Raw genomic sequence first — 26,225 nt, 5'->3', positions numbered from 1 at the left:
AGTTGTGCCTTCCGATTGTCTTCCTAAGACCGCTTGGCCTCCGACTTCGCCGGGCCGCGCCCCGGACCGGGCGAGGCCCGGGGCAGGCGCGGCCCGGGGCAGGTGCGCGCCCGGGCCGGGGCCGGGCTCAGCGGGTGGGCACCTCCAGGCGGGTGATCCGCTGCGCCCCGTTCGCCGCGCCCGGGTGGCGGCTGGTCATGGTCAGGCGCAGGCGGGTGCCGCGCACCGGGGTGAAGGTCACCACGGTGGGCCTGCCGGACTCCGCGGCCCACTCGACGGACGGCGCCCGCACGGGCTCCCAGCGCCGGCCGGTCCACACGTCCACCTCGATCGCCGCCGGGAGGGTGTGCGCGGGGCCGGTGGTGAAGGTGATCTCGGCGCGGTCGAAGGTGCGGGTGCGCGGCCAGGTCAGGGAGACCCAGTCCCGGGGGCGGGCGCCGTCGAAGGCGGGCAGCAGGGCGGTGGCGGCCTTGTGGAAGGCGTTGGACCAGCCGGTGTCCGGGTCGCCGTCCAGCATGGCGGCGGGCAGGGTGTCCGGGGCGCCGGAGTAGCCGGCGTCCGGGTGCGGGTGGGCGGGGGCGGCGGGGCCCGGGTCGGGGGCGAGGCGGGGGGCGGGGGTGGTGGACGCGGAGCGGGCGGGGGTGGTGCGGACCGTGGCGGTGCCGGTGCGCAGGCCGGCCGCGCGGGCGGTGACGGTCAGGCGGCCCGGGCGGGTGCCGGAGCGGACGATGGCCAGGGCCTTGCCGTGGAAGGCGGTGCGGGTGGTGGCCTGGTAGCGCTCGGCGCTCTCCTGGCGGCCGTTGTCGACCCCGGCGAGGGAGCCCCCGGCGACGTCGAAGGCGATGAGGTCCTCGGCGCCGGGGACGACGACCCCGCGGTCGTCCACCACCTCGGCGGTGACGAAGCACAGGGAGCGGCCGTCGGCGGCCAGCTCCTCCCGGTCCGGGGTGAGCCGGACGGCGTGCGGCCGGCCCGCGGTGCGCAGCACGTCGGTGGCGACGACCCGGCCGTCGCGGCGGGCCACCGCCTTCAGCTCGCCGGGGGCGAACGGCACCCTCCAGGTGAGGTGGAGCTTGCCGGCGCTGCCGTTGGGGCTGGTGTAGCTGCCGGGCCAGGGGCCGCCGGTGACGGTCTTGTCGTCGCCGGTGGCCTCGGTGGTCTCCAGGTAGGCGCGGCCGTCGGTGGTCTTCTTCTCGTCGAACGTCCGCACGCCCAGGGACTTCCCGTTGAGGAAGAGCTCGACGGTGGCCACGTTCGCGTACGCCCAGACCTCCACGGTCTCGCCCTCGCGGTGCGTGGTCCAGTCCATGGGCAGCAGGTGGACCATGGGCTCGTCGGTCCACTGGCTGCGGAACAGGTGGTACATGTCCTTCGGGAAGCCCGCGGTGTCCACGGCGCCGAAGAAGGACGACTTCACGGGGAAGACATCGTACGGGGTGGGCTCGCCGATGTAGTCGATGCCGGACCACAGGAACTGGCCGGTGAACCACTTGCGGTCCCGGTCCTTCTTCAGGCTGTACTCGCCGCTCATCGTCCACGAGGCGAGGTTGTTGTCGTAGGACGAGGTGCCGCGCCTGCCCGGGGTGTGGTTCTCACCGGTGTTGAGGTGCTCCGGCTCCTGGTAGACGCCGCGGGTGCAGGTCTCCGAGGAGGACTCCGACTCGTAGATGAACAGGTTCGGGTAGCGGGCGTGCAGGGCGTCCACCGAGGCGGCGGTGTTGTAGTTCAGGCCGAGCCCGTCGAGCTTGGCGAGCATCAGGTCGGCGGCGGAGCCGGGGGCGGGCAGGCGGCGGTACTTGTCGGAGCCGATGGTCAGCGGGCGGGTGGTGTCGCCGCGGCGGATGGCGCCGATGATCCGGTCCGCCATGGCCAGGCCCGCGGTGGAGGTGGAGTCGGGGACCTCGTTGCCGATGGACCACATGATCACGGCCGGGGAGTTGCGGGCGGCGCGGACCATCTCGAGGGCGTCGGCCTCGGCGTGCTCGTCGAAGAAGCGGCCGTAGTCGTAGGCGTTCTTGCCGCGCCGCCAGCAGTCGAACGCCTCCACGATCATCAGCAGGCCCATCTCGTCGCAGGCCGCGACCTGCTCGGGGGCGGGCGGGTTGTGGGAGGTGCGGACGGCGTTGACTCCCATGCTCTTCATGATGCGCAACTGGCGCCGGACGGCGTCGGGGTGGACGGCGGCGCCCAGCGCGCCGAGGTCGTGGTGCAGGTTGACGCCCTTGAGCTTGAGCGGGGCGCCGTTGAGGGTCATGCCCTGCTCGGGGTCGATGGTGAAGTGGCGGATGCCGAAGACGGTGCGCTGGGTGTCGGTGGTCTCGCCGTCCACCTTCAGCTCGGTGCGCAGGGTGTACAGGCGGGGGGACTCGGTGGACCACAGCCGGGGCCGCTCCACCCGGATCTCCTGGGTGGCGGTGACGGACCCGGACCCGGCGTCCACGGTGGACTCGGCGCGGCCCACGGTGCGGCCGGAGGGGTCCACGACGCGGGAGACGACGGTGACGGCCTTGGGCGCCCCGGAGGCGTTGACGACCTCGGTGCCCACCCGGACCAGGGCGTACCCCTCGCGCAGGGTGTCGGCGAGGCCGGGGGTGGTGACCTGGGTGCCCCAGCGGGCGACGTGGACCGGGTCGGTGAGGACCAGGCGGGCGTTGCGGTAGATCCCGCTGCCGGAGTACCAGCGGCTGCTGGGGAGCTGGTTGCGGACCTCGACGGCGAGCACGTCGGGGGTGCTGCCGTCGGTGTGGACCAGGTCGGTGAGGTCCAGGGCGAAGCCGGTGTAGCCGTAGGGGTGGCGGCCGACCAGGCGGCCGTTGCAGTACACGTGCGCGTCCATGTAGACGCCGTCGAACTCCACCGAGACCCGCTTGCCCGCGTGGGAGCGCGGCAGGGTGAAGGCGGTGCGGTACCAGCCCAGGCCCCCGGGGAAGAAGCCGGTGCCGCTGCTGGTGCCGTGCTCGGTGGTGGGGGTGAGCTCGATGCTCCAGTCGTGCGGGACGGCGACCTCGCGCCAGGCGGAGTCGTCGTACCCGGGCTCCATGGCGCGGGCGTGGGCGCCGGTGGGGTCGGTGATGCCGCCCGGGTTGACGAGGGAGAAGCGCCAGCCGTCGCGGAGTTCGACGGTGTGGCGGCCGGCGGTGCGCGCGCCGGGCGCGGCCAGCGCCTCGCCGGCCGTGGCCGTGGCCAGGGCCCCGGCGACCGGCGCGGCGGAGCCGGCGATCAGCAACGATCTGCGTGTGACCGCCATGGCGATCCCCCATCCTCGGCTGACGGTGGTGCTCTGTGTGGCTTTCCTGGTGCAGGCTCACGCAAGCGATCAGAATCACTCGGGAACACACAGATTCTGACGGTGAGGGGTCGTGGGGCGTCAAGGCTTAGGTAAGGGTTTTCTGCCAACGGGGAGCTGCGGACCGACGCCGCCGGGTGGCGAGCGCCCGCCCCCGCGGCCGTCACGACGACAGCACCGCTCCCAGCAGCGCCAGCACTGCGCACAGGCCCAGGTTGACCGCCCGGTGGTGCAGGAATATCGCGGCGAACTCGCGGATGGTGGCGCTCGGCAGGAAGTACGCGGCGGTACGCGCGCCCATGACCTGGCCGTTCACCCCGACGCGGCGGGCGGTGAGGGCGGCGCGGAAGACGTGGTAGTTGTTGGTGACGATCAGGCACCGGTGGCCGGCCCCGCGCTCCGCCATGATGGCCTTGCTGAACAGCAGGTTCTCCTCGGTGGTGCGGGAGCGGTCCTCGCGCACCAGGTGCTCCTCGGGCACGCCGCGCGCCAGCAGGTGGTCCGCCATGGCGTGCGCCTCGGGCACGTCCTCGTCCGGGCCCTGCCCGCCGGAGACCACCACCACCGGCGGCCTGCCGCGGCGGGCCTGCCGCTCGTACACCTTGCGCCCCCGCTCCAGCCGGGCGGCCAGCAGCGGCGGCACCCGGGAGCCGCCGATCAGGCCGGAGCCGAGCACCACCACGAAGTCCACCCTGCGGCGGATCCGCAGGTGCCCGTAGAGGAAGCCGTAGCCGACGAAGCACAGGAAGAGGAACGACACATAGCCGACCACCAGCACCAGCGCGCCCGAGGTGCGGTGCATCGCCGGCGACTCGCTGAACAGGGCGGCGACGGTGAAGCCGTAGGTGCCCAGCAACCCGAGACCCGCCAGCAGCGACAGCAGGTTCGCGGGATTCCTGCCCTCCTTGCGGGCCATCTTCATGCCGTTGGCGATCAGGAAGAACGGCAGCATCAGCGCCCCGAGGCCGGCCAGGCCCGAGCCGGCCAGCAGCACCATCGCCAGCAGGTCGGAGTGCTCGCCGCCTCTGGCCATCCGCTCCAGCAGGTGCAGGGTGAGCAGGGCGAGGGTCAGCCCCAGCAGGACGGCGTTGCTGAATCGGCGGGACTCGCGCAGGAAGCGCACGCAGAAGACGAGGAAGCACAGCCCGGCGGCGTAGGCGAACACGGCGGCAGCATACGCATGATCGGCGGGGCCGGGGGCCGGGCGAGCGGGGCCGTGCCGCCGGGCGGAACGGGCCCGGGCCGGGCGTCCCGCGCGGCCGTGTCCGGACCACCGGGGCCCCGGTCGAGAGGGCGGCCGTCTCGGGATATCTTGATGTCGAGCAATGTTGCAGACGTGGAGCGGAGCACACGGTGACTGACTCGACCATCATCTACACGCAAACCGACGAGGCCCCGGCTCTGGCGACGTATTCGTTCCTGCCCGTGGTCCAGGCGTACGCCTCGAAGGCCGGGGTCACCGTGGAGAGCCGGGACATCTCCCTGGCCGGGCGGATCATCGCCAGCTTCCCGGAGTACCTCCAGGAGGGGCAGCGGATCGACGACGCGCTGGCCGAGCTCGGTGAGCTGGCCCGCACGCCCGAGGCGAACATCATCAAGCTGCCGAACATCTCGGCGTCGATCCCGCAGCTCAAGGCGGCCGTCGCCGAGCTGAAGGAGCAGGGCTACGCGCTGCCGGACTACCCGGACGACCCGAAGACGGACGAGGAGCGCGAGATCCGCGCGCGCTACGACAAGGTCAAGGGCAGCGCCGTGAACCCGGTGCTCCGCGAGGGCAACTCCGACCGCCGGGCGGCGGCGGCGGTGAAGAACTACGCCAAGACCCACCCGCACCGCATGGGCGCGTGGACGCCGGAGTCGAAGACCAACGTCGCGCACATGAGCGCCGACGACTTCAGGTCCACCGAGAAGTCCGCGGTGATCGAGGCGGACGGCTCGCTGCGCATCGAGCTCGCCGGCCGGGACGGCAGCACCACCGTGCTGCGCGAGAGCGTGCCGGTGCTCGCGGGCGAGGTCGTGGACGCGGCCGTGATGCGCGTCGCGGCGCTGCGCGCGTTCCTGGCCGAGCAGGTGTCCCGGGCCAAGGCCGAGGGCGTGCTGTTCTCGGTGCACCTGAAGGCCACGATGATGAAGGTCTCCGACCCGATCATCTTCGGCCACGTGGTGCGGGCCTTCTTCCCGCGGACGTTCGCCGAGCACGGCGGGACGCTGGCCGCGGCCGGCCTGAGCCCCAACGACGGCCTCGGCACCATCTTCAAGGGCCTGGAGTCGCTGCCCGAGGGCGCCAGGATCAAGGAGTCCTTCGAGGCGGAGCTCGCCGACGGCCCGGCGCTGGCCATGGTGGACTCCGACCGCGGCATCACCAACCTGCACGTGCCGAGCGACGTCATCGTGGACGCCTCCATGCCCGCGATGATCCGCACCTCCGGCCACATGTGGGGCCCGGACGGCCAGGAGGCCGACACCCTCGCGGTCATCCCGGACAGCAGCTACGCCGGCATCTACCAGGCCGTGATCGACGACTGCCGCGCCAAGGGCGCCTTCGACCCGGCGACGATGGGCTCGGTGCCGAACGTCGGCCTGATGGCGCAGAAGGCCGAGGAGTACGGCAGCCACGACAAGACGTTCGAGATCCCGGCCGACGGCACGGTCCGCGTGGTGGACCGGGACGGCAACGTCGTGCTGGAGCACGAGGTGGGCGCCGGCGACATCTGGCGCATGTGCCAGACCAAGGACGTGGCGATCCGCGACTGGGTGAAGCTCGCCGTCACCCGCGCCCGCGCCACCGGCGACCCGGCGGTGTTCTGGCTGGACGAGGGCCGGGCGCACGACGCCAACCTGATCGCCAAGGTGAACAGCTACCTGCCGGAGCACGACACCGAGGGGCTGCGCGTCGAGATCAAGGCGCCGGTGGACGCCATGGCGTTCTCGCTGGAGCGCATCCGCAGGGGCGAGAACACCATCTCGGTCACCGGCAACGTGCTGCGCGACTACCTGACGGACCTGTTCCCGATCCTGGAGCTGGGCACCAGCGCCAAGATGCTGTCGGTGGTTCCGCTGATCAACGGCGGCGGGCTGTTCGAGACCGGCGCCGGCGGCTCCGCGCCCAAGCACGTGCAGCAGTTGGTCAAGGAGAACTACCTGCGGTGGGACAGCCTCGGTGAGTTCCTCGCGCTCGCGGTGAGCTTCGAGCACTACGCGCAGCGGACCGGCAACCGCGGCGCCCAGGTGCTCGCCGAGACCCTGGACCGGGCGACCGGCACCTTCCTCAACGAGGACAAGTCGCCCAGCCGCCGCCTCGGTGGCATCGACAACCGCGGCAGCCACTTCTACCTCGCCCTGTACTGGGCGCAGGAGCTGGCCAGGCAGACCGCCGACCCCTCGCTCGCGGAGGCGTTCGGCCCGGTCGCCGCGGCGCTGACCGAGCAGGAGAAGACGATCGTCGAGGAGCTGATCGCGGTGCAGGGCTCGCCGACCGACATCGGCGGCTACTACCGTCCCGACCCGGTGAAGGCGTCCGCGGTGATGCGCCCGTCCAAGACGTTCAACCAGGCGCTGACGCTGCTCGGCTGACGAGGCGGGGCACCTGCCTGCGGCCTCCCGCCCCGGCCGGACCACGCGGTCCGGCCGGGGCGGTCGCGTCCCCGGGGCCGGCCGGCGCGAGGGGACCCGCGGGGTGAGCGCGGCGTCGCCCGGCGTGATTTGGGACGGGGCTTGCCCTGCGCTGGCAGTGCGCTTGCCGGGCGCTAACGCGCGGCTCGCGAAGGTGGGATCACTCCGCGGCACCGCAGCGGCGGAGTGAGGAACCGAGCGACAGGAGCCCGCATGAAGCGCACGACGATCACCCGTGTCGCGGTCCCCACGGGGATCGCCCTGCTGATCGGCGCGACCGCCGCAGTCGGGGTGGGCAACGCCACCCCGGACGGCGGGCGCCACGGCGCCGCCAAGCCCTCCGAGCGGCAGATAGCCGCCCTGTTCGACCAGTGGAACGCCGCCCTGGCCACCGGCGACCCGGAGCGCGTCGCCGACCGCTACTGCTCCGACGCGGTCCTGCTGCCCACCGCCTCGGGCAAGATCCGCACCGATCGCGCGCAGATCGTGGACTACTTCGAGCACTTCCTGAAGAACAAGCCGCAGGGCACGAAGACCACCACGGTCGTGGACGTGCTGGACCGGAACTCCGCGATCGACACCGGCACCTACGTGTTCACGCTGACCGGCGAGGACGGCACGAAGCGGCAGGTGGACGCCCGCTACACCTACGTGTACGAGAAGCGGGGCGGAAGCTGGTGCATCGTCAACCACCACTCGTCGGTGAAGCCCGCCGAAGGCTGATCACGCCCCGCCGGAGGCCGATCACGCCCGCCGGAGGCCGATCACCACGCACAGCCCGCCGCCGGGAGCGTCGCGCAGCGCGGCGCTCCCGCCGTCGTCCGTCACCAACTGCTTGACGATCGCCAGGCCGAGCCCCGAGCCCGTCCTGCCGGTGAGGCCCTGGCCCCGCCAGAAGCGGTCGAAGGCGCGGGCCTTCTCCGCGTCGGACATCCCCGGGCCCTCGTCGAGCACTTCGAGGACCACCTCGTCCGAGGACGGGGTGGTCCGCACGGTGACGGTCCCGCCGTCCGGGGAGACCTCCAGCGCGTTGGACAGGACGTTGTCCAGCACCTGCTCCAGATGGCCGGGGGTGGCCAGCACGCGCTGCTGGGACGGGCCCGCGACGGCGAAGCGGACCGCCCGCTCGTCCCCGGCGGCGCGCCAGGCGGTGAGCCGCTCCGCGACGATCTCGCCGAGCGGCTGCGGCTCCGGCGCGGACACCGCGGCCTCGGCGCGCGCCAGCACCAGCAGGCCGTTGACCAGGCGGCTCATCCGCACCACCTCGGCCGTGGCCTGCTCGACGTCCTCGCGCACATGGTCGTCGTCCACGCCGTCGGCGATGTTGTCCAGGGACAGGCGCAGCGCGGTCAGCGGGGTGCGCAGTTGGTGGGAGGCGTCGGCGACGAAGATCCGCTGCGCGGCGAGCAGCGTCTCCAGGCGCTCGGCGCCCGAGTTCAGGGTGCGGGCGAGGGTCTGCGTCTCGGGCGGCCCGGTGACCGGCGAGCGGGCGGTGAGGTCGCCGTCGGAGAACCGGCTGGCCATGTCGTTGAGCTGCCGCAGGGGCCGGGTCAGGCGCTTGGCGACCAGCGCGCCGAGGACGGCCGCGACCAGGATCACGCCGACGGCCAGCGCGGCGCGGAACCCCCAGATCTGCCACAGCCGCCGGTTGAGCTCGGAGGTCGGGTACTCGATGCGCACGGCGCCGACGGTCCTGCCGTCCGCGTTGCGGGCGGGCACCGTCACCTCCAGGCGCGCACCCCAGTGGGTGCGGGTGCGCTCGGGCACGCCGGGGCTGCCCGCGGGGAGCACCCGCGCGGTGCCCGGGGTCTGGTCGCGGTACGCCTCGGCCATCCTCGCCAGGGCCTGCCGGGACGGGGCGTCGTCGTTGCCCAGCAGCAGCGCCATGGTGCGCGCCTCGCGGAGCACGGACTCCTCGGTGTCGCCGCGCATCTGCGCGGTCAGGGTGAACGCCACCGGCACGGTGAACGCCGCCAGGGCGACCGCCACCAGCAGGACGTAGCTGACGACCAGCCGCCGGATCACGGCTGTCCCGGCGCGACGACGAGGCGGAAGCCGACGCCGCGCACCGTCTCGACGGCGACCGCGCCGGCGAGCTTGCGGCGCAGCGCGGCCACGTGCACGTCCAGGGTCTTGGTGGGCCCGAACCAGTTGGCGTCCCAGACCGCTTCCATGATCTGCTCGCGGGTCATCAGCGCGCCCGGCTCCTCGGTGAGGAACGCCAGCAGGTCGTACTCCTTGGGGGTGAGCGGCACCTCGGCGCCGTCCAGGTACGCGCGGCGCGCCCTGCGGTCCACGGCCAGCCGCCCGTAGCGGTCGGGTTCGGCGCGCTCCCCCTCGTCCAGCGGCGGCCGCACGCGGCGCATCACGGCCCGGATCCTGGCGATGACCTCGCGCACCCCGAACGGCTTGGTGACGTAGTCGTCGGCGCCGATCTCCAGGCCGACGACGCGGTCGGTCTCGTCGCTGCGGGCGCTGATGACGATGATCGGCACGTCCCCGCGGGCGCGCAGTCGGCGGCACACGTCCAGGCCGTCGGTGTCGGGCAGGCCGAGGTCGAGCAGCACCAGATCGGCCGGGCCGGCCCGCAGCGCCGCCCGCCCCGTGGTCACCCAGTCCACCTCGAACCCGTAGCGGACCAGGCCGCGGCGGAGGGACTCCGCGACCGGCTCGTCGTCTTCCACCAGTAGCACGCGCACGGAGGAACTTTAACTTTGAAAGGTCTGCGGGAGGTCCCGGGGCCCGGGGTGTCGCGGCCGCCGACCCGCGGCCGGGCGGGGGTGGCGCCCGCCGGCCCGAAGCCGTCCGGACAGCGGCTACCGGCCCACCGGGTCCGTCGCCGTGACCTCCACATGGGTGAGGCGGTGGACGCCGATGAGGCGGGCGGTGCGTTCCACGCCGGGCTGGGGGGCGACGAGGAGCAGGCGGCCGCCGTGCGCGCGGTAGCGGCGGGTGCCGCCCGCGACGGCGCGCCAGCCCGCGGTGCTGACGAAGGTCACCTGGGCCAGGTACAGGCGCAGACAGGGGCGCGCGTCCGCGGCGGCCGCGCGCAGGGTCTCGTGCAGCAGGGCGTGGTTGGAGTCGTCCACCTCCCCGGCGAGCACCAGACCGCCGTGGTCGCCCCCGGTGCACAGCAGCCGGTGCCTGATCCCCGCGACATGGGCGCCCGCCGCGTCCCGCAGGCACGTTCCGGTGGTCAGCGCGGCGTCGTACTGGCACAGCGCCGAGGTCACCAGGCCCGCGCGGCACAGCGCCTCCGCGGACCGCTCGCAGGCGGCCGCGTACGGCTCGCGCGGCCGCACGGACAGGCGCACACCGCGGCACCCGCCGGCCATCGCGCCGCGCACCGCCTCCGCCTCCACCGACGGCGGCACCACCCGCAGCCGCCCCTCCCGCTCCGCGGCGTCCGCGTCCACCCCGTGCTCGCGCAGCGCGGCCCGCAGCGAGCCGGACCCCGGCCCGGCCGGGTCCTCGGCGCAGACCACCGCCTCGCCCCGCTCCAGGCCCCGGCACGCCCAGCGGGCCAGCGCCGCGCGGCGCTCGGCCTCGTCGGCGTGCAGAAGCAGCAGGTGGCCGTCCCACAGCGGGCCGCGGAACCGGTCGTGGATGCTGGTCGCCACGGCTGGCCTCGCCTCCTTCGGCTCGGAGGGTGAGGGGTGCGCGCCCGGCCGCGGGCCCGCTGTGACGACTGTCGCGGACGGCGGGGAGCGGTGTCCAGCACCCGTACCGTCCCCGATGCCGTGTCCCACTTCACACCGCTTCTCCCGTTCCGGAGGGCACCCCTCCCGCGATCCGCACGTCTTTCCCTGTGAGGCCCCGGCCAAAGGAGGAACGGGTGTTGACGCCAGTGCGCCAGGAGATCCTGCTGGAGGCGGTCACGGACGCGGAGCGGCCGCTCGCCGTCGCCGCGGAGCTGCGGTACCTGCCGGACGACCCGTACGCCGTGCGCCTGGCGCTGCCCGTCGAGGCGGTGCCCGGCGCGGCCGTGCGGGCCTTCCCCCGTGACCTGCTGGGCGCCGGCCTGGGCACGCCGACCGGGCTCGGCGGCGTCCTGATCCGCCCGCTCGCCGGCGGCTGGACCCAGTTGGGGCTGCTCGGCCCCGAGGGCGTCACCCTGCTGCGGGCCCGCACCGCCGAGCTGCTGCGCTTCCTGGACCGCACCTACGCGGCGGTGCCGGCCGGGAGCGAGCGCAGGCAGCGGAGGGCGGACCCTCCTCGCGTCCCGCTCCTGGCCGGCACCTGAGCTGAGGCGCCGCCCCTCAGTGGCAGCCGCGCTGCGCCTCGCGCGGCAGGTCGAGAGCGGGATTGCGGTCGAAGAACCCGGTGGGCTTCAGCGTGAAGCCGGAGGCGTCCACCGGCATCACGGGCCAGTCCTCCAGGCGGGGCAGGTGGGTGGGCCCGAACACGTGCCACACCGTCAGGTCGGTGGCGTCCAGCGGCTCGCCGGGCGCCGTCCACGCGGCCACGCCCGCGCCGCCCGCGTGCTGGTTGGGGTAGTCGCCCGCGGGGAAGCGGCGGTCGGGCGCGTACCGGGTGACCCACAGGTGCCGGGTGCCGAACGCGGCCCGCCGGGACACCGAGGAGCCGGGCGCGGCCAGCAGCACCGGACCGGTCTGCGGCACCAGGGTGTAGGCCACGGGCTGCCCCATGCGGTTGCGGGAGCCCGGGTTGGTGATGCGCCAGCGGCGGCCCGCCGCCGGGTCGGCCAGGCGCCCGCCGTCCCCGGAGTCGGTGATGGGGGTGGTGCGGGTGGTGAACGCGTTGCCGAGCGGGTTGTCCTCGCCGCCCGGCACGGCCACCACGTCGAGCTCCTCCACCGTGTTCGCCGGGCCGTCCACGGCCATGTCGAGACGGGCGCAGAACAGGTGCTGGTGGTGCGGGGCGAGCAGCCCGGGCGCGATCTCGGTGCCGTAGGGGGAGGCACTGCCGGGCTCCACCGCCCCGGTGAACACGATGCCGGTGGCCTTGACGTCGAAGCCGACCGCGCCGTCGGTGTACAGGTACCAGTAGAAGCCGTAGTCGTAGTTGCCGATGGTGGCGATGAACGACACCACCAGGCGGCGGGCGCGCCGGGACTCGGCGTGGCCGTCGAAGACGTTGGTGTGCTTCCACTGGAGGCCGAAGTCCTCCTCGTGGATGCATATCGCGTTCGGCGCCAGGTAGGGGCGGCCCTGGTCGTCGGGGAGCACCGCGTCGAGGTAGGTGATCTCGCCGAGGCAGTCGCAGCCGAGCCGCAGCGCGTTGGCGTTGCGGCCGATGAGGTACTCGCCGGCGTCGAAGTAGCAGATCCAGCTCCGGCTGGGGTCGGGGTCGGCGTAGGGGACGGCCATCTCGGCGATGGAGGCGCGGGTCAGCACCGGCCGGGTCCGCTCGCCGTCCCGGTAGGCGAGGTCGTGCAGCACCAGGCCCTCGCGGGCGTTGAAGCCGACGCGGACCGACCAGTTCTGCCAGGTGAGCAGGTTGCCGTCCAGGGAGAACGAGGGGCCCTGCGGCTGGGTGATCTCCAGCGGCCGCACGCCGCCGCGGGCGGGCCCGGTGAACTCCGGCTCGCAGCGCCCGCACTCGGTGGGCACCGGCAGCGGCCCGCTGTCCACCAGGCGGATCACCTCGCCGGCGATGATGTCCACGTCCACCACGAGGCCGGCGACCGGGTGGGACCAGGGGTTGTCGCCCTCGTCGCAGCGCAGGAAGGTCAGCGAGCGCAGCACCCGGCGGCCCTTCTCCTCCGGCCGGTCGTAGTGGCCGACGGACAGCGGGGTGCACACCGTCAGCGTGTGGTCGGTGATGCCGCGCTCGGCCATCGCCCGCTGCCAGCCCGGGTGCGCCTTGACGATGGCGTCGCAGCGCTCGTACTCCTCGAACAGGATGGACGGCTGCCCGTCCGCCACCGGGTCCAGGTCCCGCCAGGAGGCGACCTTCTCGTCGGCGAGGTCCACCACGGCCTCGGCGGCGGCGCCGGTGGCGGTGTCGAGCAGGGTGACGCGGGCGCGGCGGCGCAGCGGGTCGCCGGGGCGGAAGGCGGCGGTCTCGGCTCGGTGCGGCTCGTCGAGGACGACCAGCGGGAACCGGGTGGTCCCGCCGACCCGGCCCGCCTTCTCGAGCACCTGCCGGGCGGTGGTGTACTCCTCGGCGGTCAGCGGGTCCAGGGGGTGCGCGGCCGGGGGGCGGCCCTCGGGCGCGGGGACGGTCTGGAGGGCGGTGGCGTAGACGCTCGCGGTGTCGCCGTTGGTCTCGCCGCTCGCGGTCTCGCCGGTGGTCTCGCCGGTGCAGTGGCAGTCCATGAAGGGAGGCTCCTCGGGTGTGCGGGGTGGGGCACGGCCAACGCGCCGACGCGGGTTTCCTGCGTCGGCGCGTTGGGGTACGGGAGGGGGTGCGCGGTGCCGCGCGGGGCGGTCAGACCCGCACGGGCTCGCTCTCGGCGGCCCGCTCCAACTGGAACGCCTCGTTGCCCAGGCCGATCCTGGCGTGCACCTCGGGCCGGCGGGACCGCAGCAGCACGCCGTAGGCCAGGCCGAGCACGGCGGCGGCCACGATCAGGCCGGGCAGCACCCAGCGCAGCGGGGAGTCGGGGTCGGAGCCCAGCATGACGTCGAACTTGGCCACGGCCAGGGCGAAGATGCCCGACAGCAGGATCGCGGAGAGCACCGCGGTGCCCAGCCGCCAGGCGAGCGCGCGGGCCACGCCGCGCCGGCCGAAGAACACGATGACGGCGACGGACGTGGCGGCCATCAGCAGGATGACGCCGAGCGCCCCGACGTTGCCCATCCAACTGAACAGGTCGAGCACCGGGTCGCTGTCGGTGACGGCGAATGCCGCGACCACCAGGAGCGCGAGCGACGACTGGAGGACGCTGCCGAGCGCGGGCGCGCCGCTGCTGGCCGAGGTGCGGCCGACGGCCTTGGGCAGCAGGCCCTCGCGGCCCATGGCGAAGAAGTACCGCGCGACCGCGTTGTGGAAGCTGAGCAGGGCGGCGAACAGGCTGGTCAGCAGGATGACTTCGAGCAGGTTGCCGAACGCGGAGCCGACCCGCCCGGACGCCATGGTGAGGACCAGGTTCCCGTCCTCGGCGGAGGCGGCGACCACCTTGTCGGGGCCGGCGGCCACGCCGATCGCCCAGGAGCTGAAGGAGTAGAAGACGGCGGTGACGGCGACGGCGAGGAACGTGGTGCGGCCCACGGACTCCTGCGGCTTGTGCGCCTCCTCCGCGTACACCGGCGCGGACTCGAAGCCCATGAACCCGGCGACCGCGAAGCAGAACATCACGCCGAGCCCCTCACCGCTGAGCCCGCCGAAGCCCCACGCCTCCAGCGACACGCCCGACGGGCCGGCGTCGCCGAGGAAGGCGAAGTCGCAGACGAGCACGAGCGCGCACTCGAAGATCAGCAGGAAGCCGAGGACCCGGGCGCTCAGGTCGATCTTCAGCACGCCGAGCATGGTGACCAGGGCCATGCCGATCAGGGCGCACACCCACCACTCGACGTCCACGCCCGCGTGCTTGTCGAGCAGGTAGGCCGAGTGGGCGCCGAACATCCCGTACAGGGCGATCTGCATCGCGTTGTACGCCACCAGGGCCACGAACGCGGCGCCCGACGCCATGGTGCCGCCCAGGCCGCGCGCGATGTACGCGTAGAACGCGCCCGCGTTGTGCACATGGCGGCTCAGCTCGGAGTACCCCACCGCGAACAGGGCGAGCACCAGGCCGATGAGCACGTAGACCAGTGGCTGCGACTTCACCTGCGCGACCCCGTAGCCCAGCGTCATGCCCGTGGCCACGACGGTCAGGGGGGCGGATGCGGCCATGACGGACAGCAACATCCCGAAGGTGCCCAGGCGGTCGGCGCGCAGGGCGCGGTCGGCGCCCTTGTAGGTGCTGATCGAGGGCTGGTTCCCGGTCGTTCTCGAGGCGGGACCCGTGTCACGGCCCGTGAGCATGGGACGGTCCTTCCGGAAGGGGGGTGGGGGAAGCGGCGGCCGGCGGCGGTGGACGCCCGGCCGGGAAAGGGGGGAGCTCGGGTGGGGAGCGGGGATCAGTTGCCCGCGGCCCCGAGCCCGAGCGCCGTGGTGCGAGCGGCGCGGAACGTCTTCTTCGGGTCGCGCCCCGGGTAGGACCAGGGGGCCCGGGTGGCGTGCGGCCCGATGCTGTTGAACAGGCCCGCCGCCTCCGCCATGCGGCCCTCGTGGAACTTCGCGTGGGCCAGGAAGTTCAGATCGACCTTTAACCTCGGGTGGCGCGCGCCGTCCCACTCCAGCCACCAACTGAACGCGGTGTTGAGCACCTGGCGGGCCCGCCAGGTCGTCCAGTGCTCGGAGTTGGCGGGGTTGCGCGGCTCCAGGCCCGCCTCGGCGAGCACCCGGTACCGCTCGGTGTGGGCGACGACCGGCAGGGCGGCGAGCGGGGAGCCGGGGGGCGCCTCGTCGGCGGCCCACTCCGCGAACTCGTACACCTCGTGGAACGGGTCGTCGCCGTCGCCCTTCTGCCGCTCCGCCAGGCACGCGGCCATCAGGTGGTGGGCGTGGTGGTGCGGGCGGTGCCGGCCGCGGACCTGGTCGAAGGCGCGCATCCGCTCGTCGTCGGTGCCGGTGTGCCGGGCGAGGATCAGCATGGCCAGCCACGGCGAGGGGTCGGCGGGCGCCCGCTGGGCGGCGGCCAGGCACGCCTCGCGGGCCGCCTCGGGCCTGCCCTTCCCCCGGGAGGCGAGCAGGACGGTGGCGAAGGCGTGCAGCATCGCGGCGTCGAGGCTGTCCGGCTCGGCGAGCAGCCAGTCCTGCGCCCAGCCGGCTCCCGCGGCGGTCTCGGCGAGGACGACGAGGCGGTGGCCGCGCAGGTCCCAGTCGTCGCCGGTCTCCAGGAGCAGCGAGCGGGCCTCCGTCCAGCGGCCCAGGGCCATGGCGTCCCTGGCCTCCGCGAGCGCGGTGTCGTCCAGGGCGGGGTCGAAGCCGAACTGGTCCCTGGACAGGGAGAAGCGGAAGGGTGGAGGCGGCATCAGATCACAGGGGTGCGGCGGTCGGGCGGGCGGAACCCGCGTGGGCAGGGGCGGGGTGCGGACCGGCGCCCGGAGGGCCGGGCACGGATGCGGGTGTCTCCACGGCCTGCCTCACCTCCGGCTCTGTCGGCTCTGGGGTCCCGGGCGCGGTCTGCGGGTGTGCGGGTGGGTGCCGCCGACGCTCGGTGATCAACCACAGCCAAGCGGTAACGGGTTGTTCGCATCAAGTGCGAATCTGTTGTCTCGGTGTAGTCCCGTGGGTGTTTCCGGGAACCGATGTGCGCAGAAATACAGGTTGGGTAACCGGCGGGTAACGAGTGGGGGTCGCGCGAGGGCACCGCACGGGCGCCGCGGGGGGCGGGCCGCGTCAGGTCGGGCGGTGGCGGGACGGCCGCGACGGGCGGGCCGCGACGGGGCGTCGCGCCGAGGGGAGCGGATCCGGCGTCAGGAGGGCGGGCGAGCGTGCCCCGGCGCCTCCCCCGGGGCCGTCGGACCCCGCCGTGGGACCCGATCCGGGTCGTGGCACGCGTCACTTCCGGCGCAGGAGCCCCGGTGGGCGCGCGGGGGGCGGGGGTATCCTCGCGCACTGCGTGCTCCCTTGAGCCTTCGTCAGCCCCCCATGCGCCCCCGGTGACGAGGAGAACCACGGTCGTGAAGAGCGCTCCTCAAGCCTCGCCCCACCCCCTGGCCCAGGTCAGGCGCAGCCGCGGCTGGACCTACCAGGACCTGGCCCGGGTGATAGCCGACAACGCCCGCGCCATGGGCGTGCCCATGGCCGCGCGCCGCGAGAAGGTCTGGCGGTGGGAGCACTGGGGCGTGGTGCCCGAGCCGGACAGCCAGCGGGCGCTGGCCAGGGCGCTCGGGGTGCCCCTGCGCGAGGTGGACGCCAAGCCCTGGCCGGGGTGGCTGCCGGTGCACGACGGCGTGCCCGCGGGGCTGCCGTGGACGCCCGAGGGGGCCCTGGCCGCGCTGCGGGCGCTGCTGGGCGACGGGGCGGGGGCCGAGGACCTGCGGGGGTATCCGCTGCTGACGGGGCGGGCGCTGCGGGAGGCGATCGCCGACTGGGCGGCGGCCCCCGAGCCCGCCGGGCAGCCGGACGGGCAGCCGGACGGGCCGCGGGACGGCGTGGCGGACGCGGGCGTGGCGGACGCGGGCACGGCGGACGCGGGCACGGCGGCCTGGCTGGAGAGCGGGGTGCTGGGGCTGCGCAGGCTGGACGACCGGCTCGGCGGCACGGCGGTGCGGCACCGGGTGGAGGCGGACCTGCGCCTGGCCTCGGAGCTGCTGCACCGCGGGGTGCCCGGCGCCGCGGTGCGGGCCCGGCTGTTCGCGGTGGCGGCCGACCTGGCGCAGCTCGGCGGCTGGGCGGCGGCGGACGGCGGGCGGCACGCGGCGGCGCAGCGGTACTTCCTGACCGGCCTGCGGGCGGCGCACAGCGCGGGCAGCCGGCCGCTGGCCGCGCACCTGCTGGCGGGCCTGTCCCTCCAGTCGCTGCTCGCGGGCCGGCCCCGGGACGCGCTGGCCGCGGCGGACGCCGCCGCGCTGGCCGCGGAGGGCGGCGGGGGGCGGCTGCGGGCGATGGCCGCCACCCGCAGGGCCCGCGCCCTGGCGGTGCTGGGCGACGCGGCGCGGTGCCGGCACGCGCTGGACCGGGCCGGGGAACTGCTGGCCGGGGCGGGGGACGGCGCGGACCCGCCGTGGCTGTACTGGTTCGGCGCGGCGGAGCTGTCGGCTCAGGCGGGGACCGCGCTGCTGCACCTGGGGTGCGCGCAGGAGGCCGGGCCGCTGCTGGAGGCGGCGGTGCGGGCGCTCGACCCGTCGTTCACCCGGGACCGCTGCCTGTACACCGCGCTCGCGGGCACCGCGCGGCTGCGGACCGGTGACCTGGCGGGGGCGCGGGCCCTGGCGGACGAGGCGGCCGGGCTGGCGCGGCACTGCGCCTCGCCGCGGGTCACGGCGGCGGTGGCGTCGCTCAGGGCGGAGCTGGAGGACCGGGGAGCGGCCGGGTGGCGCGGCGGCGGCGAGGCCGGCCGGGCGGCCGTGGCGACGTGATACCGCCCACACACCCGGCCCTGACGGCCCGATAATCATAACAATCCGCGCACGACGGGTGATCGGCACCGGCAGCGCCGCGAATACCCCCGTTACACGGCACCGCGTACGCTGTACGGTTGGATGGCTCGGGAGAGCCATTCGGGAACACAGCGCCCCCGCCGCTCCGCTGCACCTGGCCTGCGGCCACGAGGGGATGGCGCCTGGAAGTCCCGGGAGGGATGCGGGGGAGAAGGCACACGTGTTGGATCAATTGGGCGCACTGCTCAGTTCGCCCTGGGTGTACGCGGTCGTCGCCCTGTCGGTGATGCTCGACGTCTTCCTCCCCGTGCTGCCCAGCGGAGCCCTGCTGATCGCCGCCTCCGCGGCCGGCTCCGCCACCGGCCAGACCTTCGCGGTGGCCGAGACCCTGATGCTGCTGCTGTGCGCGGCCACCGCCTCCTGCCTCGGCGACCTGGCGGCGTACCGGCTCGCCCGCGGCGGCGGCCGGTGGATCGACAGCCACATGAAGCGCAACCGCAGGCTCTCGGCCGCCCAGGACCTGCTGGGCGAGGTGGTCTCCCGCGGCGGCGGTCCACTGGTGGTGCTGGCGCGGTTCGCGCCCGCCGGCCGCTCCGTGGTGAGCGTCGCCGCGGGCGCCACCCAGCGCACGCTGGCGGAGTTTCTGCCGTGGTCGGCGCTGGCCGGGGTGGTCTGGGCCGCGTACAGCGTGGGCCTGGGGTACGTCGGCGGGCAGTGGTTCGACGCGTCGTGGCTGAGCACCGCGCTGTCCTGCGGCGCGCTCGTGGTGGCCGGCGCGGTCACCGTGCGGCTGCTGGTGCACAACAGGCGCCGCGCCGAGCCGGTCGCCGCGGACGTCTGACCCGTCGCCGGCCCCCGCCGCCCGTCACTCCCCCGGATACCGCACCCCGATCCGCTCCCGCACCGCGTCCAGCGTCTCCATCACCGCCAGGGTGTCGGCCAGCGGTACCAGCGGCGACTGGGTGCGGCCCGCCCGCAGGCAGCGCATCACCTCGACGGCCTCGTGGGTGTACCCGTTGCCGCTCTCCTCGCCGCCCGGCACCCGCACGTGCTCCGGTTCCCGGCCGAGCCGGTGCAGCACGAACCCGTCGGGGTGGAAGAACCCGTGCGGCAGCTCGATCCGCCCCGCGGTGCCGCTGACGGCCGCGACCACCGGGGTGCCCGCCACGATGGAGCAGGTCAGGGTGGCCACCGCCCCGCTGTCGTAGCCGAGCAGGATGCCGGTGTTCTCGTCCACGCCCTGCGGGCTCAGCCGCGCCCACGCGGCGATGTGCGCGGGCGCGCCGAGCACGAAGTGGGCGAAGGAGACCGGGTACACGCCCAGGTCGAGCAGGGCCCCGCCGCCCTGGTGCGGGTCGCGCAGCCGGTGCGTGGCCTCGGCCGGGGCGGCGAACCCGAAGTCGGCGTGGACGGCCCGCACCTCGCCCACCGCCCCGTCGGCGATCAGCTCGGCCATGCGCCGGATCACGGGGTTGACCCGGGTCCACATGGCCTCCATGAGGAACAGGCCGCGCTCGTCGGCGAGCGCGGTCAGCTCCCGGGCCTGGCGCGTGTTCAGCGTGAACGGCTTCTCGCACAGCACCGCCTTGCCGGCCCGCAGGAGCAGTTCGGTGGCGGCGTGGTGGGCGGAGTGCGGGGTCGCCACGTAGACGACGTCCACCTCGGGGTCGGCGGCCAGCTCCGCCCAGCTTCCGTGGGCCCGGGGGATGCCGTGCGTCTTCGCGAACCGGTGGGCGGACTCCGCGGAGCGGGAGCCGACCGCGACGACCTCGGCGTCGGGCAGCAGCCGCAGGTCCTCCGTGAACGCCGCGGCGATGCCGCCGGTCGCGAGTATGCCCCATCTGATCGGGGCGCCGTCGGTTGACATGATCAGATCCTATGCATGGAGGGCGCCGGAGGCACGGCCCCTCCTCGCGGGGTGCCCACGGGGATGGGGCAGGGGGATTGACGCCCTTGCTGACACGCAGTCTTATAAGAAGACAGTCTTATAAGCCGACTGCCGATGGAGAGGGTGGGCCGAGCGCCCCGGGCGCGGGCCACCCGGCGCGCGCCCGCCCCCTCCCGGAAAGGAGCGGGCAACCTTGACCAGCACTCCTGCCACCACCAGGGCCGACACGGCCGTCCTCACCGCCTCCCAGGCACGCGAACGCGTCGCGGCCCGGCTGCTGGAGGCATCCGTCAAGCACTCCTTCGACCCCGACACCGACGTCGACTGGGACGCGCCGCTCGAGGACGGCAAGTGGTTCCTGCCACCGCACCTGGTCAGCCTCTACGACACCCCGCTGTGGCACGGCATGAGCGAGCGGCGGCGCCTGGAGCTGTCCCGGCACGAGGCCGCGAGCCTGGCCGGCAGCGGCATCTGGTTCGAGGTCATCCTCATGCAGTTGCTGGCCCGGCACATCTACGACCTGGACCCGACCAGCGGCCATGTCCGCTACGCCCTCACCGAGGTCGCCGACGAGTGCCGCCACTCGAAGATGTTCGCGCGGCTCATCGACCGCCTGGAGACCCCCGTCTACCGGCCCGGCCGCGCCGAGCACAACCTCGCCCGCTTCATGAAGACCGTCTCCACCACCCCCGGGTCGTTCACCGCCACCCTGCTGTGCGAGGAGATCCTGGACTGGATGCAGCGTCAGACCTTCCCGGACGAGACGGTGCAGCCCGTCATCCGCCAGGTCACCCGCATCCACGTGGTGGAGGAGGCCCGGCACGTGCGCTACGCCCGCGAGGAGCTGAGCCGCCAGGCCGGGACCGCGCCCGCCTGGGAGCTGCGCCTGACCCGGTTCACCGCCGCCGAGGCCGCCCGCGTGGTCAGCAGGTCGCTGATCAGCCCCCGGGTGTACGCCAACGTGGGGCTCGACCCGCGGCAGGCGCGCGCCCAGGCCGCGGCGAGCGGGCACCGCCGCGAGGTCATGCGCGCCTCCGCCCGCAGGCTCACCGACTTCCTGACCGAGATCGGGCTGATCCGCGGCCCGTGGGCGCGGGTGTGGCGCAGCAGCGGACTGCTGTGAGCGTAGCCCCACGTCACAGGGGCGGGCGGCCGGTTACCCTGCGGGGCATGGCAGCATTCGAAGCAGTGGGGCGCGGCGCCTACCGGCGGCTGCCCGTGGAGCAGCGCCGCGAGCAACTGCTCGCCGCCGCCCTCGACCTGTTCGGCCGCCGCGCCCCCGACGAGGTCTCCCTGGAGGACGTGGCGGCGGCTGCCGGGGTCTCCCGCCCGCTGGTGTACCGCTACTTCCCCGGCGGCAAGCGGCAGCTCTACGAGGCCGCGATGCGCTCCGCCGCCGACGAGCTGTCCGGCCGGTTCGTGGAACCGGCCACCGGCACCCCCACCCAGCGCCTGGCCAACGTCCTGGACCGCTACCTGGCGTTCGTGGACGAGCACGACGCCGGCTACGCGGCGCTGCTGCGCGGCGGCGGCGTCACCGCGGCGGGCCGCGCCGGGGAGATCGTGGAGCAGGTGCGGCGCGACGCGCTGCACCGGGTGCTCGACCACCTGGCCGTGCCCGAGCCCAGCCCCCGCCTGGTCCTCGCGGTGCGCTCGTGGATCGCGTCGGTGGAGACGGTGTCGCTTGCCTGGCTCGACCAGGGCAAGCAGCCGCCCGCGCCGGAGCTGCGGACCTGGCTGGTGGACCACTTCGTGGGGCTGCTGGTGGTGACGGCCGCGGGGGACGCCACCGTGGCCGCGCAGTTGGCCCCGGTGCTGGCGCTGGAGGACCGGGACGGGCCCGCGGGCGACCTGGCCCGCCGCCTGCGGCCGATGGGGGCGACGCTGGAGCACCTGCTGTGAGCGTGGCCGTGCTGTCGGACGTGCACGGGGTGCTGCCCGCGCTTGAGGCGGTGCTCGCCGAGCCCGCGGTGCGGGACGCGGAGCGGGTCGTGCTCTGCGGGGACCTGGCCTCCGGGCCGCAGCCGGTGCGCACCCTGGACCTGCTGGCGTCGCTGGGCGAGCGCGCGGTGTGGGTGTCGGGGAACGGCGACCGGGAGCTGGTGGAGCACCGGCGGGGGACGGCGCGGGAGAGCCCCGACGAAGTCACGCCCTGGGCGGCGGCGCAGTTGCGCGAGGACCAGGTGGCCCGCCTCGCCGCGCTGCCCGCCACGGCGACGCTGGACGTGCCGGGGCTCGGCCGCGTCCTGTTCTGCCACGCCACCCCGCGCGACGACAGCGAGACGGTGCTGGTCGACTCCCGCCCGGCGCGCTGGGCCGAGGTGCTCGACGGGGTGCCGCGGGACGTGGAGACGGTGGTGTGCGGCCACACCCACATGCCGTTCGTCCGCCTCACCCACGGCCGACTGGTGGTCAACCCGGGCAGCGTCGGCATGCCCTACGGCCGCCCGGGGGCGCACTGGGCGCTGCTCGGCCCGGACGGCGTGGCGCTGCGCCGCACCCCGTTCGACCTCGCGGCGGCCTGCGCCCGCATCGCGGCGGAGTCGGCCTGGCCGGGCGCGGCGCGGTGGGCGGACGAGTACGTGCTCGCCCGCAACTCGGCGGAGGACGCCCTCGCGGCGTTCGGGCCGGGCGACGGCAGGGCGCCGCGGTGAGCCAGGGCCCGGGTGGGAGCATGGTCCCGTGCGTAGCGAGGACACCGAGTTCACCGGGGGGCCGCTGGACGGGCGGGTGCTGCCCGTGCTCGTCGGCATGACCGGCAATCCGCCGAAGACGTACTCCGTCCCGGTGCCGGGCGAGGACGGCTCCACCGCGGCCGTGCACGTCTACCGGCGGGTCCTCGCCCCGTCCCCCCGCCGCGGCCGGGGCTCCCGCTGGCGGTACGAGTACGACCCCGAGGGGCGCACCGAGCGCCCGAAGTGGCCCTGGCGCCGCCGCTGACCCGCGCTCCCCGTCCCGCCCCGGGCCCGCCGCCGGCGCCCCGCCCCGCACGGACGCGGCCGAAGAGTGCAACCCCGCCGCCGCACACGATGTCTCCTCCTGTGGCGCGTGCCCCGGTCCCGCACCTGACGGTGCCTCGCGCGCCGGAGTGAACGACGCCGTACGGGTGGGTGACGGACTGCGCCGAACGCCTCAACTCCCCTTAATAAGTACGACGAGTCATGGCAGGATCACTCCGGACAATGGTGATTGCTGCGGAGGTGATGGGATGTCAGTACGCCGCTCCCCGGGCTGGCCGCGCCGGGCCCTGACCTGTGGAGCCCTGCTGGCCTGCGCGGCGCTGACCACGCCCCAGGCCGCGTACGCCGACCCGGACCCCGGCGGCCGGTCCCCCGGCGGGCAGGCGTCCGACCCGTCGTTCATCGACACCCCGCCGCCCACCGACCGGCCCGCCCCGCCCGGCGGCCTGGCGGAGGAGGAGCTGAGGGCCCTGCTCGACCGCCTCCAGTCGCTGTACCGCACCGCGGAGGAGGCCGCCGAGGAGTACAACACCGCCCAGGAGAAGCTGGACGAGGCGCGCCGCAAGCTGGACGACCTCAACAAGCAGCTCGGCGACCAGCGCGCGGACCTCCGCGAGAACCGGGCCGTGGCCGGGGAGCTGGCCCGCCGCCAGTACCGGGACCTGGGCCTGTCCGACTACTCCCGGCTGCTGCTGAGCGACGACCCGCGGGAGGCGTTCGACCGCGGCCACGACCTGAACCGCGCCGCCGAGGCGCAGGCCGAGGTGGTGCGCGACCTGGCGGCCGGGGAGCGGGACCTGAAGGACCTGGTCGACGACCAGAAGGAGACGCTGGAGGAGGCGGAGGGGCTCGCCGAGCGGCAGCGCGCGGCCCGCGACAAGGTCGAGAAGCGGCTGGAGCAGGTCGAGGACATCGTCAGCACCCTCACCGGCGCCGAGCGCGAGGAGCTGAAGCGGCTGGAGGAGGAGGGCACCCGGGCCGCGCAGGAGGAGTTCGTCGACTCCGGGGTGCTGGGGCACGACGACCGCAACCCGTCGGGCGCCGGGCAGCGCGCCATCGACTACGCGTTCGATCAGTTGGGCGACCCGTACCTGTGGGGCGCCGAGGGCCCCGACGCGTTCGACTGCTCGGGCCTGACCTCCAGGGCGTGGGAGTACGCCGGGACGCCGATACCGCGCACCAGCCAGGAGCAGTGGAGGCAACTGCCGCGTGTGCCGATGAACCAGCTCCGCCCCGGTGACCTGGTCATCTACTACCCGGGCGCCACCCATGTGGCGATGTACATCGGCGACGGCAAGGTGGTGCAGGCGCCGCGGACCGGGGACGTGGTGAAGGTCTCGCCGGTCGGCGGGATGCCGGTGCTGGGCGCCGTGCGCCCGGACCCGGGTGAGCGGGCCGTGGACGGCGCGGGCGCGCCGAAGCCGCCCGCCCGCTCCTGACCCGCCGCGGGGCCGGACCCGGCTGCCGGGAGCCTCGGGCCGGGTCCGCCTCAGCCGGCGAGCAGGGCCGCGATCTCCCGGTCGAGGTCGATGTGCGCGCTCTCGGTGCCCCGCGGCACGGCCCGGACCATCTTGGCGTTCCACTCGGCGACCGCCCTCGCCGGGGCCAGCAGCAGCGAGCTGCCGCCGGGGGCGGTCAGCCCCAGGCACACCAGGCCGCGGGCACGGTCGGGCCAGACCCGCACATCGCCCTCGCCCACCGGCCGCTCGGCCCCTTCCAGCAGCAGCTCGCGGCAGAACACCCAGGTGGCGATCTTCTCCTCACCGTGCCGGAACGTCGCCTCCACCTGGTACGGCGCCGCGCTGCTGTAGTAGAGGTCGGCGGTCACCGGCAGGGTGCGGTCCACCCCGACGATCAGATCCATGCCGATGATCAGGTCCATGCCGATCTCGCATTCGATCTCGGTCGCCATCCGCATGGCGGGTCCTTTCGGTCATCGTGCGTCTCGTTGCCCTGCCAGTAGTCTTGCCGCAACCCTCCAACACATGCCCGCGAGAATTCCATAACGCGTCGTCAGGCCGGTGAGGTGGCCGAATGAATTCCGCGCGGCGAAAACGCGCCGCGGTGGCGCCGGAGATGTGCTGCTATTCGTCCGGTATCGTGCCGAATTCCGGGTTATTCAGCTCTCGACCGGTAATACAGGGCGGTGCGCCCCGGCCGCCCCGGCGCCGCGCGCGGCCGCCCGCGGGTCGTGGAACCATCTCTCCAGGGTCGCCGGGTCGGCGAACGCCGCCGCGAACCGGTCCGCCGCCCGGCCGTCCTCGCCCGCGGCGCGCAGCAGGTCACGCGCCCACGGCGCCGCCGGGCCGAGCAGCGCGTCGGTCCAGCGCCCGGCCGGCTCGGCCTGCCGCCGCCAGCGCTCGGACGCCCGCCGCAGGAACTCCGCGTCGAACGGGCGGTCGCCGTGCTCGACGACGCTGCGCAGGCAGGACGCGGCGCACCGGGCGGCGGCGCCCTGGCCGGTGAACGGGTCGTCGAGCGGCGCGGCCCCGGCGACGCCGAGCACGGGCGTCCCCGAGGGCAGCACCGCCACGGCGGGCCGCACCCCGGGGGCGGGGTGGTGGACCACGGAGGCGCGGGCGTCGGCCGGCTCGGCCCCGGCGGCGCGGGCGTGCTCCTGCGGCAGGTGGCGGCGGGTCAGCTCCAGGGCGAGCCGCAGCCGCTCGGCGTGGCCCGCCCCGGCGAACACGTCCGCCGGCCCGCCGGGCAGGGCGGACCAGCCCAGCACGTCGCACGGGCCCGTTGTGGTCAGGGACGGCAGGGTGAACCACTCCCCCACGCCGGGCACCACCGTGAACCGCAGCGCGGTGCCGCCGTCCTCCGGGTGCGGGCGCAGGCCGTGGACGTGGACGGCGGCCAGCGTCCTGCGCGGCGCGGGGCGCGGGGCGCGCCACGGGTCGGGCGCGAACAGCCGCCCGGCCCCGCCCGCGCCGGTGGCCACCACCAGCAGGTCGGCGCCGCTCGCGAACCACTCCAGGTCCGCCACGCCGGCGGTGTGCACGACCAGCCGCCCGCCGCGGAGCGCGAACGTCTCCATCCACCCGGCCAGCTTCACCCTCGGGTCCACGGACCTGGCGGGGTGGCGCAGCCGGCCGACCGGTCCCGGCGGGTGGGTGCCGCCGCTCGCCACGAGCCGGACGGCCACCCCCTCCACGGGCGGCGCCTGGTGCTCCCAGAAGCCGATGCCCAGTTCCCGCTCGCACTCCAGGGCGGGGTGGAACATCGCCTGCGCGGACAGCGCGCTCCCGCCGCGGACCTCGTCGGGGGTGCGGTCGGCGACCAGGGTGACGTCGAAGCCGTGCGACCGGAGGCCGAGCGCGAGGTGCAGGCCGGCCTGCCCCGCCCCGACCACCACCGCCGTGCGCGCCATCGCCGTCGCCTTCCGCCTGTCCCGAGCCGCCGCCACGGCCTCCGTGCGCCCG

The 26,225-nt window shown here is 74.7% G+C and carries 21 protein-coding genes; 10 read left to right on the top strand and 11 right to left on the bottom strand.

What is annotated here, in order from left to right:
* Positions 1-127: 127 nt before the first annotated feature.
* Together ACYVO2_RS30290 and ACYVO2_RS30285 are read right to left on the bottom strand one after the other, a co-directional pair.
* On the bottom strand, positions 128-3,247 hold the full coding sequence (locus ACYVO2_RS30290; RefSeq protein ID WP_461011237.1) for a glycoside hydrolase family 2 TIM barrel-domain containing protein: 3,120 nt from the start codon (positions 3,245-3,247) through the stop codon (positions 128-130).
* 202 nt (positions 3,248-3,449) lie between these two features.
* Complete coding sequence (locus tag ACYVO2_RS30285) at positions 3,450-4,451, bottom strand: YdcF family protein (protein WP_461011236.1); 1,002 nt, start codon at positions 4,449-4,451, stop codon at positions 3,450-3,452.
* Between the two features lie 188 nt (positions 4,452-4,639).
* Between ACYVO2_RS30285 and ACYVO2_RS30280 the strand changes: the two genes are divergently transcribed.
* Together ACYVO2_RS30280 and ACYVO2_RS30275 are read left to right on the top strand one after the other, a co-directional pair.
* The gene (locus ACYVO2_RS30280; protein WP_461011235.1) at positions 4,640-6,859 is read left to right on the top strand and encodes an NADP-dependent isocitrate dehydrogenase; all 2,220 of its coding nucleotides are present in this window, start codon (positions 4,640-4,642) and stop codon (positions 6,857-6,859) included.
* Between the two features lie 252 nt (positions 6,860-7,111).
* Positions 7,112-7,621, top strand: coding sequence for an SgcJ/EcaC family oxidoreductase (locus ACYVO2_RS30275; RefSeq protein ID WP_461011234.1), 510 nt, complete (start codon positions 7,112-7,114; stop codon positions 7,619-7,621).
* Positions 7,622-7,642: 21 nt separating this feature from the next.
* On the opposite strand, the gene ACYVO2_RS30270 is transcribed toward ACYVO2_RS30275, so the two are convergent.
* From ACYVO2_RS30270 to ACYVO2_RS30260, 3 genes are all read right to left on the bottom strand, one after another.
* Complete coding sequence (locus tag ACYVO2_RS30270; RefSeq protein WP_461011233.1) at positions 7,643-8,923, bottom strand: sensor histidine kinase; 1,281 nt, start codon at positions 8,921-8,923, stop codon at positions 7,643-7,645.
* Positions 8,920-9,597, bottom strand: coding sequence for a response regulator transcription factor (locus tag ACYVO2_RS30265; protein WP_461011232.1), 678 nt, complete (start codon positions 9,595-9,597; stop codon positions 8,920-8,922). The genes ACYVO2_RS30270 and ACYVO2_RS30265 overlap by 4 nt, the downstream gene beginning before the upstream one ends.
* Positions 9,598-9,714: 117 nt before the next feature.
* Positions 9,715-10,518, bottom strand: coding sequence for an MEDS domain-containing protein (locus ACYVO2_RS30260; RefSeq protein WP_461011231.1), 804 nt, complete (start codon positions 10,516-10,518; stop codon positions 9,715-9,717).
* A 215-nt stretch (positions 10,519-10,733) separates the two neighbouring features.
* Between ACYVO2_RS30260 and ACYVO2_RS30255 the strand changes: the two genes are divergently transcribed.
* Positions 10,734-11,141, top strand: a complete 408-nt coding sequence (locus tag ACYVO2_RS30255; protein ID WP_461011230.1) for an SsgA family sporulation/cell division regulator — start codon at positions 10,734-10,736, stop codon at positions 11,139-11,141.
* Between the two features lie 16 nt (positions 11,142-11,157).
* Here ACYVO2_RS30255 and ACYVO2_RS30250 read toward each other — a convergent pair whose 3' ends face one another.
* The 3 genes from ACYVO2_RS30250 to ACYVO2_RS30240 all read right to left on the bottom strand — a co-directional run bounded on the left by ACYVO2_RS30250 (position 11,158) and on the right by ACYVO2_RS30240 (position 15,882).
* Positions 11,158-13,179: a primary-amine oxidase gene (locus ACYVO2_RS30250; RefSeq protein WP_461011229.1), complete on the bottom strand. Its 2,022-nt coding sequence runs from the start codon at positions 13,177-13,179 to the stop codon at positions 11,158-11,160.
* A 112-nt stretch (positions 13,180-13,291) separates the two neighbouring features.
* A complete protein-coding gene (locus ACYVO2_RS30245) occupies positions 13,292-14,830 on the bottom strand; it encodes an APC family permease (protein WP_461011228.1) in 1,539 nt (512 codons plus the stop codon).
* 95 nt (positions 14,831-14,925) lie between these two features.
* A complete protein-coding gene (locus ACYVO2_RS30240) occupies positions 14,926-15,882 on the bottom strand; it encodes a hypothetical protein (RefSeq protein ID WP_461011227.1) in 957 nt (318 codons plus the stop codon).
* Between the two features lie 651 nt (positions 15,883-16,533).
* Here ACYVO2_RS30240 and ACYVO2_RS30235 point away from each other — a divergent pair.
* Together ACYVO2_RS30235 and ACYVO2_RS30230 are read left to right on the top strand one after the other, a co-directional pair.
* Positions 16,534-17,934, top strand: a complete 1,401-nt coding sequence (locus ACYVO2_RS30235; protein ID WP_461011226.1) for a hypothetical protein — start codon at positions 16,534-16,536, stop codon at positions 17,932-17,934.
* A 241-nt stretch (positions 17,935-18,175) separates the two neighbouring features.
* Positions 18,176-18,796, top strand: coding sequence for a DedA family protein (locus tag ACYVO2_RS30230; RefSeq protein ID WP_461011225.1), 621 nt, complete (start codon positions 18,176-18,178; stop codon positions 18,794-18,796).
* A 24-nt stretch (positions 18,797-18,820) separates the two neighbouring features.
* On the opposite strand, the gene ACYVO2_RS30225 is transcribed toward ACYVO2_RS30230, so the two are convergent.
* A complete protein-coding gene (locus tag ACYVO2_RS30225; protein WP_461011224.1) occupies positions 18,821-19,822 on the bottom strand; it encodes a Gfo/Idh/MocA family protein in 1,002 nt (333 codons plus the stop codon).
* Between the two features lie 214 nt (positions 19,823-20,036).
* Here ACYVO2_RS30225 and ACYVO2_RS30220 point away from each other — a divergent pair, with 214 nt between their 5' ends.
* From ACYVO2_RS30220 to ACYVO2_RS30200, 5 genes are all read left to right on the top strand, one after another.
* Positions 20,037-20,966 carry an AurF N-oxygenase family protein gene (locus tag ACYVO2_RS30220; RefSeq protein WP_461011223.1) on the top strand — a complete coding sequence of 310 codons (930 nt, stop codon included), beginning with the start codon at positions 20,037-20,039 and terminating at the stop codon, positions 20,964-20,966.
* Between the two features lie 47 nt (positions 20,967-21,013).
* On the top strand, positions 21,014-21,745 hold the full coding sequence (locus ACYVO2_RS30215; RefSeq protein WP_461011222.1) for a TetR/AcrR family transcriptional regulator: 732 nt from the start codon (positions 21,014-21,016) through the stop codon (positions 21,743-21,745).
* Positions 21,742-22,497, top strand: coding sequence for a metallophosphoesterase family protein (locus ACYVO2_RS30210; protein WP_461011221.1), 756 nt, complete (start codon positions 21,742-21,744; stop codon positions 22,495-22,497). Before ACYVO2_RS30215 ends, ACYVO2_RS30210 begins: the two co-directional genes overlap by 4 nt.
* A gap of 28 nt (positions 22,498-22,525) precedes the next feature.
* Positions 22,526-22,783 (top strand): hypothetical protein, encoded by a 258-nt coding sequence (locus ACYVO2_RS30205; protein ID WP_461011220.1) that lies wholly within the window; start codon positions 22,526-22,528, stop codon positions 22,781-22,783.
* Between the two features lie 268 nt (positions 22,784-23,051).
* Positions 23,052-24,242, top strand: a complete 1,191-nt coding sequence (locus tag ACYVO2_RS30200; RefSeq protein WP_461011219.1) for a C40 family peptidase — start codon at positions 23,052-23,054, stop codon at positions 24,240-24,242.
* Positions 24,243-24,292: 50 nt separating this feature from the next.
* Here ACYVO2_RS30200 and ACYVO2_RS30195 read toward each other — a convergent pair whose 3' ends face one another.
* Complete coding sequence (locus ACYVO2_RS30195) at positions 24,293-24,721, bottom strand: SsgA family sporulation/cell division regulator (protein WP_461011218.1); 429 nt, start codon at positions 24,719-24,721, stop codon at positions 24,293-24,295.
* A gap of 201 nt (positions 24,722-24,922) precedes the next feature.
* On the bottom strand, positions 24,923-26,173 hold the full coding sequence (locus tag ACYVO2_RS30190) for a styrene monooxygenase/indole monooxygenase family protein (protein ID WP_461011217.1): 1,251 nt from the start codon (positions 26,171-26,173) through the stop codon (positions 24,923-24,925).
* Positions 26,174-26,225: the final 52 nt, after the last annotated feature.

The organism is Streptomyces capparidis (assembly GCF_054782095.1).
This window is presented reverse-complemented; position numbering and strand designations above follow the sequence as displayed.

Bases quoted from the DNA above. Each gene is read 5' to 3' on its own strand.
- ACYVO2_RS30190 (WP_461011217.1), bottom strand. From the start codon at position 26,173: ATGGCGCGCACGGCGGTGGTGGTCGGGGCGGGGCAGGCCGGCCTGCAC.
- ACYVO2_RS30290 (WP_461011237.1), bottom strand. From the start codon at position 3,247: ATGGCGGTCACACGCAGATCGTTGCTGATCGCCGGCTCCGCCGCGCCG.
- ACYVO2_RS30215 (WP_461011222.1), top strand. From the start codon at position 21,014: ATGGCAGCATTCGAAGCAGTGGGGCGCGGCGCCTACCGGCGGCTGCCC.
- ACYVO2_RS30250 (WP_461011229.1), bottom strand. From the start codon at position 13,179: ATGGACTGCCACTGCACCGGCGAGACCACCGGCGAGACCGCGAGCGGC.
- ACYVO2_RS30195 (WP_461011218.1), bottom strand. From the start codon at position 24,721: ATGCGGATGGCGACCGAGATCGAATGCGAGATCGGCATGGACCTGATC.
- ACYVO2_RS30240 (WP_461011227.1), bottom strand. From the start codon at position 15,882: ATGCCGCCTCCACCCTTCCGCTTCTCCCTGTCCAGGGACCAGTTCGGC.
- ACYVO2_RS30225 (WP_461011224.1), bottom strand. From the start codon at position 19,822: ATGTCAACCGACGGCGCCCCGATCAGATGGGGCATACTCGCGACCGGC.
- ACYVO2_RS30245 (WP_461011228.1), bottom strand. From the start codon at position 14,830: ATGCTCACGGGCCGTGACACGGGTCCCGCCTCGAGAACGACCGGGAAC.
- ACYVO2_RS30200 (WP_461011219.1), top strand. From the start codon at position 23,052: ATGTCAGTACGCCGCTCCCCGGGCTGGCCGCGCCGGGCCCTGACCTGT.
- ACYVO2_RS30275 (WP_461011234.1), top strand. From the start codon at position 7,112: ATGAAGCGCACGACGATCACCCGTGTCGCGGTCCCCACGGGGATCGCC.